The sequence below is a fragment of the Nostoc sp. ChiQUE02 genome (genome assembly GCF_034531305.2).
Lineage (GTDB): Bacteria > Cyanobacteriota > Cyanobacteriia > Cyanobacteriales > Nostocaceae > Nostoc.
In genome coordinates this window covers 162,112-175,800 of the sequence record NZ_JAVRBN020000009.1, presented here as the reverse complement: position 1 = coordinate 175,800, position 13,689 = coordinate 162,112, and the positions used below count along the sequence as shown (strand labels likewise).

Genomic DNA, 13,689 nt, shown 5'->3' with positions numbered 1-13,689 from the left:
TATATCAGGCTTAACACTGGCACCATCATTACTGGTAATGTCAAAAACTGCGGCAGGCTGTGCCTACGCAGTTTTTGATCGCCTTCGCCTGAGCATAAACATCTTTGGTTTAAAGCTGACACTTTCAAATCACAACAAGCCTCGTTTCCCATTGGGGCGCACGGTCATCCAATTTGTTTTTGCTAGTGCTAGCTGCTCATCAGAAATTTTGGCACTGGTGAGATTAGCACCACACAAATTGGCTCCTCGAAGGTTAGCGTTGCTGAGATAAGCATTGCTGAGGTCTGCGCCTCGCAAGTCTGCCCCTTCTAAATCAGCGTGGTTAAAGTATGCTTTGCTCAAATTAGCATCCTTAAGATTTGCTCGAGTCAGACTGGCTCTACCAAAGTCACTATTGTGGAGATTAGCTCCCTGGAGATTGGTTTTTTGCAATTGAGCGGAATGGAAATTTGTTTGGGATAAGTCAGCACCTTGCAAATTCAGCAAACTTAAATTGTGTAGGGCAAAATCTCGTCTTCCCTTCAGATGGGCTGTTAATAAACCTTGGGTATCTAACTTCCGCTCAACTTTAGAATTTTGAATTTGTGAACCATTACTGTTACTGTTAGCAAAAGTAGTTGATTTGGCCATTCCAGAACCCTGGTGTAATCCACCCGCTTCTGCTGCCTTGGCTCGTCTAGCACGAATTGCTGCCGCTACCTGTGCCACTCCTGCACTGGTAACAGCAGTAGAAGGGTTATTAGATAAAACAGCAGAATTTTCCAGGTGGTTGTGTGTTCGCTCTTTAAATCCACTATCAGATTTAATCAGTAAACCCTTTGCCAAACTATCTAAGTATGGTTCTATTTCCAATGCTCTGAGAACTTCTGCCGCTGACTGATAGCGATTACGTACAGACACGTCTAACATTTTTCGCAAGACATTGCTCAAGTGGTCACTCACTTGCACAAGCTGCTCCCATATCATCTCACCAGTGTTGGGATTGTAATCTAAATCTTTAGGAGTTTTGCTAGTCAGTAAATAAATGCATGTCACCCCCAATGCATAAATATCACTGGCGTAGACTGGACGCATAGCCATTTGTTCTGGAGGCGCAAAACCAGGAGTACCAATGGCATACGCGGTTAATGCTGTCTGTCCTGATGGACTTGTCCCACCTTGGCTAATTTGGTTTTTGACGGCACCAAAGTCGATGAGTACCATTCTGGCATCTTGAGTGCGGCGAATTAAGTTGGCTGGCTTGATATCACGGTGAATCACCTTTTGATCGTGGATGTATTGCAACAGCGGCAAAATCTCGCTCAAAAACTGCTTGACTCCAGTTTCGCTCAAGATGCCGTTAAGTTTCACCTCCTCTTGCAAGGTATCACCACTGATATATTCTTGAATTAAGTAGAATTGTTCATGATCTTCAAAATAGTCTAATAATCTTGGTACTTGGGGATGATTGCCAATCTTACCTAGAGTTTTGGCTTCGCGCTCAAAGAGTTCTCTGGCCATCTGTAAAACGTGTGGGGCGCTTCCTGATGGGCGTAATTGCTTGATTACGCAACTCGGTTCTCCTGGTAAGCCTTGATCGTTGGCTAAGAAGGTTGCTCCAAAGCCACCCTGACCTAATGGTTTGATCACCTGATAGCGATCGCGCAACAGTAGTTGCGAGCCACAAGACTGACACCTTTGGCTATATACCAAATTTTCTGGATTGGGACAGGTAGGATTTAAGCAGTAGCTCATGCACTCTCAACTCGCTGCACGAATAATCACGGGGAGTGTTATACTCCCTTTCAATTATTTAGATATTGATCGACTCTTGCCAGGTAATTTTTGCTGGAAAACCTTTAAAGAGTTGCTAAAGTTTAGCTGATATTACGTAAAGCGATCGCTAGATCCAGATGAATTATTATACTTAAGCTTTAAATAGTACTTGATTTACTTTATACTAAATCCCAATTCATAAATCCTAATGACGCTCTTTTAAAACTTGCTACGGGCGGCGTGCCGATCTCCCGACTCGCTAAGGTAATTTGGAATTCAGAAAGTTAGGTTTAATCAGGGTTTTTGCATCATTGTATTTGTAGTCTTATTCTGGAGAATTGATATTCAGAGGTATTGGAGGGGAGTGCCCAATGCCAGTTAACGCCACTTGACGGCAGTTGCTACAAGGGGGAACTCCTGCAACGCACTGCCTCTTCTACTTGGGGAGATCCCAGACGCTCTCTATGAGACACTGTGCAGACCTTGCTTCACCGTAAGAGTACGCAGAGTCGCTCTAAGCATACCCCTACGGTGAAGCAAGCTACGCGTAGGGTCTCGTAGAGAAGCTATCACCTTTGGCGTCTCCACTTCTCCTAAAGGGAGAGGCTAGCGTCAAGGGAGAATATCACATTGGCTCTCCTATAGAAAATCGCTGTAGGATTTTGGATGCCCAAATTTGGAGGCAATTGAGAATCGTCTTCATGAGCCGTTAAGAGACTATTAGCTGGCTTTCATGTTCACACTAATTAGCTGTTCAATAAGTGCGAAAACGTCACTGCGGCTGAGTTTCTCTTTACCATTAGCAAGAGCGTCAAGAGTGCCATTAGCCAAGGTGAAGGGAATTTGGCAAAAATCTAAGGCTGGGCCGGTAGGAAGGTCTTTGATATAAGCTTCTGCCAGAGCTAGATTGCGCCGGGCATACTCTTGCATATTTTCTGCATTCCAACCCTCTGGGAAGAATTCTACCCCACGCCCTAAATCTTCAGTATGGTTACGCAGGATATTAACTGCTTGTAAACCCCGACCAAACCCAATCGCCTGGGTACGGTTAGTTTGTGTACCATCGTACCAAGTCCATAAGTCCGAAAGAAGCAATCCCACTGCACCTGCAACCCCAAAGGTATAACGATCCAAATCAGATTCTGTATGAATTTTCCAGTTTCTTTCTGCCCAATAAGCCATCCGGTCTGCCATTGCAGCAGTGGCATCCCAAATTCGAGGTGCAATGGTGTCTGGTGCTAGCAGCGACCATTCTCTAATCCTCAAAGTGACTTCTTCTAATGAATTCTCATACCCACTAAATCCTGCAAAGAAAGCATCTACTGCGAAGCCATCAACCCCTGCCTGTAATGTCAGGCTAATCGTTCTTAACAGCTTCACTTTAGTAGCGTTATCTAATTCGGGATGATCTTCAATTTCATCAATAGCACGCATACACAAATATGCTGATGCTACTGCTTCTTGTAATCCTGGCGGTAAAAGATTAATTGGGATATAAAAAGTTCGGCTAGTTTCTTTGAGGATTTGCAATGCATCTCTACGTAAATTCATGTTTTCACTCCCCGCTTGATTTTCACACCACATGAAGTTTGCAGTTTTTTGATGATACTGGATATAGTTTTGACTAAACCTTAAAAACTATAGACTATAAGATACGCTAGTATTTAATCTAAAAATTAATAGTTTTTGGTGTTGCAATTAACAAAACTCTCAAATTTATTAAAGTCTAGTCCAGTATATAGGTTTTTGGATGCAAAAATGTGCGGCGTGTCGTTTGATATAGCTTTCATAAACTTTTAGTATAGATATAAAGAATTATGGTAATATTTGGTTGAATAACGCAAATATTTTCCATGAGCAAACATCCATTTTAGGGATTTGAAAGTGTTTGAAGTCTGCGTTAATCTGACTAAGAAACTGTAATTATTGTATATATAAAGACAATTCAGGAAAAGCTGACAATGCATAACAGCATCTGTACGCACCTTTAGATGCGTACAGGGGCTTGCCAAAGAGTTAGGGTAAGTTAAATTGGACACAAAGGGCTGCGGCTGGCTACGCCTACACTAATTAGAGAGTGACATCAATTGACCATAATCCAAAACCAGAAGTTCCCGTATATTTACTAGATTTACAATAAAAAAGTGGGCAAACAGCCCACTCAACAAAACATTTGTGAATATTTTTACTTGTTTTCCACTGGTGTCAGCCCATTAATCGCTGGCCCGTTGATTACCTGTCCCTGCGTATTAAACCGCGAACCGTGACACGGACAATCCCAGGTCTTTTCTGAGGAATTCCAGGCGACGATACAATTGAGATGAGTACAGATTGCAGAATGTTCGTGCAGTGTGCCGTTTTCGTCTCGGTAAGCTGCGACTTTTGTCAAACCACGCCGCACTACTGCACCTGTACCGGGAGTGACTTTTTCAACGGAATCAACATCCCCTGGTGTCACCCACTCTAAATACTGGGCAGCAACGTTGAGGTTCTCAGATATAAAGTCACCTACTCCACCAATTCTCACACGTGATGGGTCATAAAGCTCCGCCCAGGTATTCTTTCGCCCTAAAATCAAATCAGTTAAGAGTATCCCTGCGATCGTGCCGTGGGTCATTCCTATGCCTGTATCACCGGTAACGATGTAGACGTTTTCCTCATCAAAGGGGTTTTTGCCAATGTAGGCAATACCATCATCAGAATTCATTACCTGACCCGACCAGCGAAATAAAACTTCCTGTGCCATCGGGAAACGTTCTTGTGTCCACGTTTGGAGTCTAGCATACCGTGAGGAGGCATCGTCTGCTTGCCCGGTTTTGTGGTCTTCACCACCAACAATTAATACATCATATTGTTCGTCAATGCTTTGTAATCTTACGTAGTGGTAAGGATCGAGGATATCCCAATACAGGGCTTTGGGAACAGAATTACGAGGCACTTTTGCACCGATGACAAAAGTAATGTATGGAGCCTGCTTGAAGTGCATAGTAGCTAAGTTACTAATGGGTGAGTTGGTCGCTACTACCACAGCATCAGCCGTTACAACTTTACCACTGCTCGTCTCAACACGAGCGGGTAAACCACCTTTGATTTTTTCTACATGCGTCCCTGTATAAATTCTACCACCACGGCGTTCAATTGCTTCTGTAAGTCCAGCTAGATACTTGAGTGGGTCAAATTGCCCTTGTCGAGGAAAGCGTAGACACACTCCTGTATCAAAGTCGGTCAGCGGCGCTTTCTTTACCATTTCTACATCAGTGAGTCCAACTCGGTGTGCTGCTTCTAACTCCTGCTGAATCTCATCTATAGATTTTAGGTCTGGGGGAAAAAGATAGCCGTCAAGTCGCTCAAAGTCGCAATTAATGTTTTCTTGGGTAGCGATCGCCTCTATAGTATTAATTGCTGTTGTATGACTTTGAGCAACCAGTTTTGCGCCCTCTTTACCGTGCATTTGCTCCAGTTCGTGGTAGCGATAAGTCAGCACATTCGATAGGTGTGCCGTTGTTCTTGCCGTTTGACCGCCACCAATGGGGCCATCATCTAGCACTACTACTGACTTACCTGCGCGGGTTAACATATAGGCAGTTGACATCCCCGCTATCCCAGCACCGACAACGCACACATCTGCATGAGTATTTTCGGTAAGCTGGGGTTGATCTGGGACTTCTGCCGTTGTCATCCAAATAGAAATAGTTTTACCAGAGTCGTTTTGCATATTTTTTTAGAGTCTCAAGCCTAACTTAATTCTGCTGGAAAAAAGGTTATGGAGGTAAGATTAATCGGAAAGTAAGAAGGAAAAATATCAAAATATTTTTCCTTTTAGATTGTGCCTTTATGTGTCTTTCAACCTTGCCACAACCAAGCTAAGAAGTGTATTCCAGCTTGTTATTGTATAAGCCTAGACTATTAATTGTAAATAATGTATCTGCATCATGATAGACATAAAAATATGCTTAATAGGGGATGAAATTATCAAATTTTTCTCTATTAAATAATTTTGTAAAATATTAGATGGAGCCTTCATATACTAAAAGTTAAATCATTATCTTAATTTACAAAGTTGATTTGTGTTAGGACAATGGATTCTTATGAAGAATAAATATTAAATTTGCAATAATATTTTACAAAATATTTCGTTAGATAGATGTACACTGTTGCCAAGATAACAAGAAGATATATTGATGTTGGCTATGAAGAGTTTAGAAATGTCAGAGCCTGGGAAATTAGGATCTGTAATTAATTGTTTATTAATACTGACATTATTAGCCTCTTGCAGTGGTAAAACGTCCGTAGAAGATATGGACAAAGAAACACAAAGTGCATATTCTTGGGCAGCAACAGCAAATATGGTTGGAGATGCTTGGATACGCGGTGCTGTACCAAATAAGTATGCTGAACAAACATTGAAAAGAGCTACGGAAGAACTGCGAAAAGAAAAAGAGAAAATAGACAAAATAAAGTTATCTAAAGATGTGAGCAAACGTGATAAATCAGGGCTACTGTCTGAAGTTTTACAGTTAGCAAATAAAACCGAAGAAATTTCCAGGGCTGTGCGACAAAAAAATCGTTCAGCGGTACGACAAAAACTTGGAGAATTAGCAGCAGAAAAGCGATCGCTAAACAAGCTAAAGAAAAGTAGCAGGGCAAACCAATGAATAAAATTTTGGAAATCGCGCTTGGTATCGTTACCAGTATTGGTGGATTTCTAGATGTAGGTGCGATCGCTACTGCTGCGGAAGCTGGATCTACCTACAGCTTCCAACTAATCTGGGCGATTGTCTTAGGGACAATTTGTGTAATTTTTCTGGTGGAAATGTCAGGACGTTTAGCAGCTGTTAGCAAACATACATTAGCTGCGGCGGTGCGAGAACGATTTGGGTTCAACTTTTATATTATTCCACTAGTTGCAGAAATTGTCGTTGATTTTCTGGTTTTAGCAGCCGAAATTGGTGGTGTTTGTATCGCCCTGCAATTAGTAACAGGCATTAGTTTCCAGTGGTTTGCTTTACCCGTAGCTTTTGGAATTTGGTTGCTACTTTGGAAAGGGACATTTGGATTAATTGAAAACGGTATTTCTTTTTTTGGATTAATTACACTAGTATTTGTCGTCGCTACTTTTAAGCTACATCCATCATTAACACAACTTGGCTCTGGTTTGTTGCCAACTCTGCCAAAACAAGATACCGCACATTACTTATACCTTGCTGTTGGCATCCTGGGTGCATTGATTAGCCCGTACTTATTTTATTTCTACTCATCTGGTGCAGTAGAAGATAAGTGGGATGAAGGGTATATCGGTGTGAATCGCGCCGTTGCTGGTTTGGGGATGGGCTTTGGTAGTATCGTATCGCTCGGAGTGTTGATTGTGGCAGGACTGGTACTTAATCCCAAAGGTATCCAGGTTGATAGCTATGAACAGGCGGCGCTGATGTTGACAGAAACCTTTGGTTACTGGGGTTTTGTACTATTTGCGGCATCTTTAGGGATTGCTTGCTTTGGTGCAGCACTGGAGGTAAGCCTCGACACGGCGTATATTGTGGCTCAAGCTTTTGGTTGGAATTGGGGCGAAAATCTTAAACCAAAAGATGCCGCACGTTTTAGTTTGGTCTACACCGTGTTTGTCTTTCTCGCCTCGTTACTGATGGTATTTGGTATCGATCCATTGCAATTGACTTTGTTTTCAATGGCGATTACAGCAGTGATTTTGCCGCCTGTAGTTATACCTTTTTTGGTTTTGATGAATGATGAATTTTATGTTGGCAAGTATCGCAACGGCTGGATTAGTAACAGTGTTGTCATTTTTACAATTGCGCTGACATTTGTGCTAGCGATCGTTGCTATTCCATTGGAAATGATTGGAGGATAGGAAATGAATATTATCAGAGATGTTCTTGATAACCAATTAGTTGACCGCAATCAACGCAAAATGGGTAAAGTCGATGGCGTAGTGATAGAGTTGCGCGATGCCTTCGGCGGGCAAAGCCTACGCGAACCACCACGACTTGCTTATATTGAAGTAGGAGTGACAACCCTTACCAGACGGCTAAATCCCCGATTGGCACGTTTTGTAGCAGCAATTGCAAGTAAATGGGGCGCTAAACAAAGTGAACCGTTTCGGATTCCGTGGTCAAAAGTGCGAGATGTCGGGATAGATGTCGAAGTCGATGTTGAAGCTGAAGCAACACCAGCTTTAGGGTATGAAAAATGGCTGCGCGATCGCATCATCGCACGAATTCCAGGAGGGGGATAATGACAACTCGTGAAATCCATCTAGAATTACTGCTGGGTAAACCAGTATTAGACTCAACTGGTAAAGCCGTCGGACGCATTGAGGAAGTACGCGCCGAACAACAAGGCGAAGAATGGATTGTTAAGGAATATCTTATCGGTTATGCTGCGGTGTTAGAACGGTTATCTGCTTGGACAATTGGGTTAGAAATTTTGCATCTACTGGGGGCGCACAAAATTCACGGTGGTTATACAGTACCTTGGGATAAGCTAGATTTGACTGACCCCGACAAGCCGCGTTTGCGTTGCAGTCTAGATGTATTAAAGTCATTAGACGAGCAGCCACAGGATACAGAGTAATTTGGTTTAAAAAAGACATTTAAAAAAAGAATTAAAAAAGGGTTAAATGGTAAAGGTAAAAAGATGAATTTTACTTTTTACCTTTGCCATTTAACCTGATTCTGCAATAAAATTAACGCCTTTTTGTGGAGGAGCAAATCAGATTTTTTCTAGGTCGTAGATGCGGAAAGGTTTGTTGTCAGACATTGCAACTTAGATGTAATGAAATAGCTCCTGTGGTTTTAGCAAAATATTAATTAGAAAGTGGATTTAGTATTACTTCACTTCACTGGGTTCAAATTTAGTTACCTTACCTTTCTTGATGGCAACAATTACATCGTAGTGCGAACAGTAAGAGAATGTAACATCATTGGCTTTGTTATAAAGGTTAACTACGTGACCTGCACCACCTAGCTGGATACCGATTGGCTCTAAGTCACCAAAAAAGAAACGACGCAGTTGATCGCCACTACCAATCTGACCCTTACTCTTAGTAAGCAAGTCTAGTTTCTTGGCCACAGACAATTCTTCAGCTGCTGATGCCTGCACTAATGAAGGATTGATCGCCTTTAATGGTGCGTCCCAAACGGTGAAAAAACCAACCAAGGCTACACTTGTAAGTAAGGGTGCAAGTTTCATTTGTTACTTCTCTTCTTTGTTTTATCCTGAACATCTCAAGCATCTCAGGTGGCAGTGAGAGCTTATTGAAACTAAGCCACTATTTTCATGAATTTATCCCTTGAAAAAATTTAGTCAATTCTCAGCATTTTTTCAGGTAATCATGGTTGCTCAAAGTCACAGGATAATTTAAGTATTTTCTCAACAAAACCTCATTCTGAAGTGCGTGAAGGCAACTTAATATGATCAGCAATGCTTTCGTTGCAGTGATGTTATTGTGACTAGACCCAAAAGACCACATCGCTTAATCCATAGAATTTCCGGACACACATATCTCTGGCTAGCAATGCTAATTTTTGGAGCATCTAGTGCCGTTACGCGGAAGCTAACAGAAATTGGTGCTCAACATTTTATCGGTAATCGCAATCCAATTTCTTTGTGTAATGTTTTATTCGTGGGAAACCTTTGCGCCTTGATACTTTTGATCCTAATCTATGGGCGACAGTGGAACAAGGCTACTTTGAAGCAACTCTCAAGGAAGGATTGGGTCAGTCTAACGGCAGTAGCTATTTTATCAGGAGCCTTGGCCCCTGGCTTAATTTTCCAGGCACTCGCACTCACAGGAGTGAACAATGTTATCTTGGTTGGACGCTTGGAACCACCTCTAAGTCTGGCTTTATCAGTCTGGTTATTAAGAGAACGGGTAAATATTTGGGAATTTATCGGAGCGATCGCAGCGTTTGTTGGCGTTATCCTAACTATTATCCTTCAGCCGCCAGGAGAAACCATGATGAACATGGGAGGTTTCGGTTTAGGCATAGGGGAACTTTTGGCAGCAGCAGGATCTGTGGCTATAGCTGCTTCTATGATTATTGGCAAGAAACACCTTTCGCAGATTCCTTTGGGAATCTATAGCATTTTTCGTACTGCATTAGGAACCGTAATCTTTTTCCTCATTGCTTTAGTCCTCTATGGCAGCGATCATTTTGCTGATGTCTTCTCACCATTCTTGTGGCAGTGGATGTTTCTCTATGGTGGGTTGATTGTAGTGGTAGGCCAGTCTTTTTGGATTAAAGGCTTGAAAACTTCCACTGTATCTACGGCTTCCTTAATTGGCTCATTTAGCCCAATTGTAGGCATCCTAGCAGCCTATTTAATTTTGGGTGAAGCCCCTACTTTACCTCAATATATTGGCGGTAGCTTGATTTTAGTAGGCATATTCTTGAGCCAGTTTGGCACTTGGCGTCAGACTTCTAGGGTTGCATCTGGCAAGGTGAATTCTACTCCAGTACAGCAACAGGTAGAAACTGGTATGGGATTCAAGGGGATTTGAAGGAGGGAGGAGGCAGAAAATATATTTCTATCGGATATAAAATCACTCAAATACTACTGTTCTATTACCATATACTAATACACGATTTTGCAAGTGCGATCGCACTGCTCTTGCTAATACAACTCTCTCCAAATCTTTGCCTTTTCTCACCAAATCATCAACTTCATCACGGTGACTAACTCGCACCACATCCTGTTCAATAATTGGGCCTGCATCTAAATCAGCAGTGGCGTAATGAGCAGTTGCACCAATAATTTTTACACCACGTTCAAAAGCTCTGTGATAAGGGTTTGCTCCGATAAAAGCTGGTAAAAATGAATGATGTATATTAATAATTTGCGGAAATTGACTAATAAAATCTGCACTAACAATCTGCATATATTTTGCCAATACAACTAAATCTATTTTGTAATTACGTAGTAATTCTAGTTGTTTGGCTTCTTGTTCTGCTTTATTATCTTTATTGATGGGAATATGCTGGAAGTCGAGATTAAATTGCTCTGCCACTACCTTTAAATTAGAATGGTTGCTAATAATTAAAGGAATTTCAGCCACAAATTCTTTAGCGCGTTGTCGCCAAATCAAGTCAAATAGACAATGGTCTTGCCGACTTACCCAAATAGCAATGCGTGGTACTGTATCAGAAAAACGTATTTCCCACTGAGCGTCTAAAGGTTGTGCGATCGCATTAAATGCAGGGGCAATAAACTCTCGCGGCAAATTAAACCCTTCTAATTGCCATTCAATGCGCGTAAGGAATAACCCAGCAGCAAAATCTGTATGCTGATCTGCATGGATAATATTACCACCGTTAGAATAGATGAAATTAGCAAATTTCGCCACCAATCCCCGTTGATCGGGGCAGGAAATCAGCAATGTTGCTGTCGGATTTGTCATAATAATATCGCCAGATTTTTTAATTATTTGCTGTTTGTCGGAGTTGGGTTAGGAATCGTGAGCGGAGGAAGTTTCTGACTATTATCTACAGGTTGTTTCCACTCTGATAATTCCCGATTCACGGCATTTGCAAAATCTGTAGATACCAACAGCACGTTTATATTTCCATCGGGTTTAGCAGCAGGGTCAGCTTGAGCATACAAGAAACGACCGTTAAAGTTAGATTTACCCAAAATCAACTGATGGCTTTGTCGGTTTTTCAGGGTGATATTGATGGTAGCTTGGGGTTGATCTAAGGCAAATTCTCCAAGCTCTTTTGCTGGAGTTGAGAGAGTGCGATCGCTATTACCTTTGACCAATAAATCCATTAAATAAGAAACAATAGCATCATTTGCTGGGCCCGATATCGGAGATTTGATTAACCATTTCGGGTTACTAGATTCAGGGCTACGTTCCAGATTCAAGGTGAGTTTTTTTGTCTTGACTGTTAAAGATTGCACATCATCTTCTCTAAAAGAGAAAATTTGCTGCTTTTGCTCCTTGATTTCTTCTCGCTGAGTTGCACCTCGAATTTCATAGAAGTAAACAAAACCACCTAAACCCAACGCTAGCAGTATCAAAATTAAAGTCGTTCGCGGCAATTTCATTTTTTAGTCATTAGTCATTTGTCATTAGTCAATTGTCAGCAGTAAAAAGCTAATATTTATAACTCATAACTCACTTCTTAGCGTCGTTTCCACCAGATAATAACTGCCGCCGCCAAACCAATTAAGGGTAAAACCAACAAAGACGACAATATTAAAAGATTGGCTTGGGTGGTTGTCAGGGTTATCCGACGGTTTTTCGGTTCTTTGGGACGAATGGAAAGGGGTTGCTGATTTTGTTGACTCAGCCAAGTAACTGAATTGAGGAATACATCTCCATTTAGTTGCTGTTGAAACAAGCCATCGGTGGCGAAATTAGAATTTCCTAAAACCACTAACCGAGACTCGGTTGCTGTTTGAGATGAGGGAGTGGCAGAGGGAGCAGGGGAGGTAGAGGGAGTGGGGGAAGTTTTGCTTTGAGTGGTTGGTGATGGTAAGGGTAACGCTTGCGGAGTCTTGGGGGAAGGGGAAGGAGTAGGGCTAGTCTTGCTTTGGGTGGTTGGTGATGGTAGGGGTGAAGCTTGGGGAGTGGAAGCAGATTTAGTTGCTTGTTTTCTTGTTAAGGCAACACCCAAGGTCAGAGGCCCTTTGAGGTCTTTATCTGCATTAAACTCCAATTTTTCGCTTTGGAGGTCGCTTTCTGCCCAGCTATTAGGATAGGGTTTGGTTCGCAGCAGAGGAGTAGCTTCGACACCAGGTACAGAGGTAATTTCCAGTGGTCGTGCAACTGGATAAAAAGAATTACCTTTATCGAAATCTTTGGTAATTGGATGTTGTCCGTATTCTGTTACTAAGGGCGCAGCAGGGCCAAGTCCCACAACGCTTTCGCCTGAAATATCTACTGCTAAACGATTATCCAGACGAACACCCCACTCTTGTAGCAAGCTGTTAAGTTTGGGATCGGTATTGGGATCAATCATTAGCAGTAAGTTACCGCCCCGATTGAGATATTCTTGCAAGGCTTTGACTTCGCCCTCAAACAGCCCTCGTTTGGGGCCAGCTACTATTACGACAGCGGCATCTTGAGGAACTTTAGAGGTCTCTGCTAGATTCAGTGGTGATGTTGTGTAATTTTTGTCACCTAATCCCTGAACTGCTTGTGATATTGCACCTTTCCCAGCCGAAAGTTGGCGTTCGCCATGACCTTGAAGTAAGTAAACTTTGGTTATGGTTGAATTTGTTAGTTGTTGCAGACGACTAGTTAATCTGACTTCTGACAGGCGTTCATTTTCATTTACTGTTTGTACTAATTGCGGTTTATCCCCAGATTCTAAGTAAACTTCTCCATAATCTTTGACGCCAAACTTTTCTGCAAGTCCTGGTCTAGCTTGAGGGTCAATGTACTCATATTTAAATTTTGAGCTTTGTCGCTTATAATTTTCCAGCAGTTCTCGGTCTTGAGGATTCTGGTTAATATCAAATACCCACACCTTAACTGGCTGTGGTAAAGCCCTCACTAATTCCAGTGACTGGGGTGCAAGGGTAAACAATTGAGCCTCTGTTAAGTCTGCCCGCAAATGGTAGCGAGTTCCCAAAAAGTTGATCAATCCCAAAATTGCCAATACTGCCAGAGTTGCCACTAAAGCATTAGTGCCAGCTTGGGTAGAACGACGCTTCCACCAGTTAGTTTGGTAACTTTGCCATATTATCCCCAACCCACTGATGACAATTCCCGCAATCAGAAATATTAATGGAATTAATCCCCACTGTTCAGAGACTAATCCAACTGTTAAGCCGATAGCAATTAGGAACGGGCCCAACCAAAACAGATATTTCCACAGTTTCTTTTTTGCAACTATCTTCATATTATTAGACTGAAGTGAGGAGTTAGGAGCTATGAGTTATGAGTTTTAACTTCTCACTCCTAACTTTTAA

Annotated in this window: 12 protein-coding genes; 5 read left to right on the top strand and 7 right to left on the bottom strand. The window is 42.0% G+C overall.

Annotated features, from left to right (window positions below):
* Positions 1 to 129: 129 nt before the first annotated feature.
* The 3 genes from RM347_RS12445 to RM347_RS12435 all read right to left on the bottom strand — a co-directional run bounded on the left by RM347_RS12445 (position 130) and on the right by RM347_RS12435 (position 5,470).
* Positions 130 to 1,734 carry a serine/threonine-protein kinase gene (locus RM347_RS12445; RefSeq protein ID WP_322716572.1) on the bottom strand — a complete coding sequence of 535 codons (1,605 nt, stop codon included), beginning with the start codon at positions 1,732 to 1,734 and terminating at the stop codon, positions 130 to 132.
* A 741-nt stretch (positions 1,735 to 2,475) separates the two neighbouring features.
* Entirely contained in the window at positions 2,476 to 3,306 is an 831-nt protein-coding gene (locus RM347_RS12440; RefSeq protein ID WP_322716571.1) for a phytoene/squalene synthase family protein, read from the bottom strand.
* A 634-nt stretch (positions 3,307 to 3,940) separates the two neighbouring features.
* The gene (locus tag RM347_RS12435; protein WP_322716570.1) at positions 3,941 to 5,470 is read right to left on the bottom strand and encodes an FAD-dependent oxidoreductase; all 1,530 of its coding nucleotides are present in this window, start codon (positions 5,468 to 5,470) and stop codon (positions 3,941 to 3,943) included.
* A 475-nt stretch (positions 5,471 to 5,945) separates the two neighbouring features.
* Here RM347_RS12435 and RM347_RS12430 point away from each other — a divergent pair, with 475 nt between their 5' ends.
* From RM347_RS12430 to RM347_RS12415, 4 genes are read left to right on the top strand one after another with little or no spacing between them, the layout of a single operon-like run.
* Complete coding sequence (locus tag RM347_RS12430) at positions 5,946 to 6,410, top strand: hypothetical protein (protein WP_322716569.1); 465 nt, start codon at positions 5,946 to 5,948, stop codon at positions 6,408 to 6,410.
* Positions 6,407 to 7,621 carry an NRAMP family divalent metal transporter gene (locus RM347_RS12425; RefSeq protein ID WP_322716568.1) on the top strand — a complete coding sequence of 405 codons (1,215 nt, stop codon included), beginning with the start codon at positions 6,407 to 6,409 and terminating at the stop codon, positions 7,619 to 7,621. Before RM347_RS12430 ends, RM347_RS12425 begins: the two co-directional genes overlap by 4 nt.
* A gap of 3 nt (positions 7,622 to 7,624) precedes the next feature.
* A complete protein-coding gene (locus tag RM347_RS12420) occupies positions 7,625 to 8,005 on the top strand; it encodes a hypothetical protein (protein WP_322716567.1) in 381 nt (126 codons plus the stop codon).
* Positions 8,005 to 8,343: a hypothetical protein gene (locus tag RM347_RS12415; protein ID WP_322716566.1), complete on the top strand. Its 339-nt coding sequence runs from the start codon at positions 8,005 to 8,007 to the stop codon at positions 8,341 to 8,343. Before RM347_RS12420 ends, RM347_RS12415 begins: the two co-directional genes overlap by 1 nt.
* 255 nt (positions 8,344 to 8,598) lie before the next feature.
* Here the strand turns inward: RM347_RS12415 and RM347_RS12410 are convergent, their stop codons facing one another.
* A complete protein-coding gene (locus tag RM347_RS12410; protein ID WP_322716565.1) occupies positions 8,599 to 8,961 on the bottom strand; it encodes a hypothetical protein in 363 nt (120 codons plus the stop codon).
* A gap of 256 nt (positions 8,962 to 9,217) precedes the next feature.
* Between RM347_RS12410 and RM347_RS12405 the strand changes: the two genes are divergently transcribed.
* Entirely contained in the window at positions 9,218 to 10,273 is a 1,056-nt protein-coding gene (locus RM347_RS12405; RefSeq protein ID WP_322716564.1) for a DMT family transporter, read from the top strand.
* Positions 10,274 to 10,315: 42 nt separating this feature from the next.
* On the opposite strand, the gene purU is transcribed toward RM347_RS12405, so the two are convergent.
* The 3 genes from purU to RM347_RS12390 form a co-directional block, all read right to left on the bottom strand.
* Positions 10,316 to 11,170, bottom strand: coding sequence for a formyltetrahydrofolate deformylase (purU, locus tag RM347_RS12400; protein WP_322716563.1), 855 nt, complete (start codon positions 11,168 to 11,170; stop codon positions 10,316 to 10,318).
* A 23-nt stretch (positions 11,171 to 11,193) separates the two neighbouring features.
* Positions 11,194 to 11,817 carry a DUF4340 domain-containing protein gene (locus RM347_RS12395; protein ID WP_322716562.1) on the bottom strand — a complete coding sequence of 208 codons (624 nt, stop codon included), beginning with the start codon at positions 11,815 to 11,817 and terminating at the stop codon, positions 11,194 to 11,196.
* Positions 11,818 to 11,894: 77 nt separating this feature from the next.
* A complete protein-coding gene (locus RM347_RS12390) occupies positions 11,895 to 13,619 on the bottom strand; it encodes a GldG family protein (protein ID WP_322716561.1) in 1,725 nt (574 codons plus the stop codon).
* Between the last annotated feature and the right edge of the window lie 70 nt (positions 13,620 to 13,689).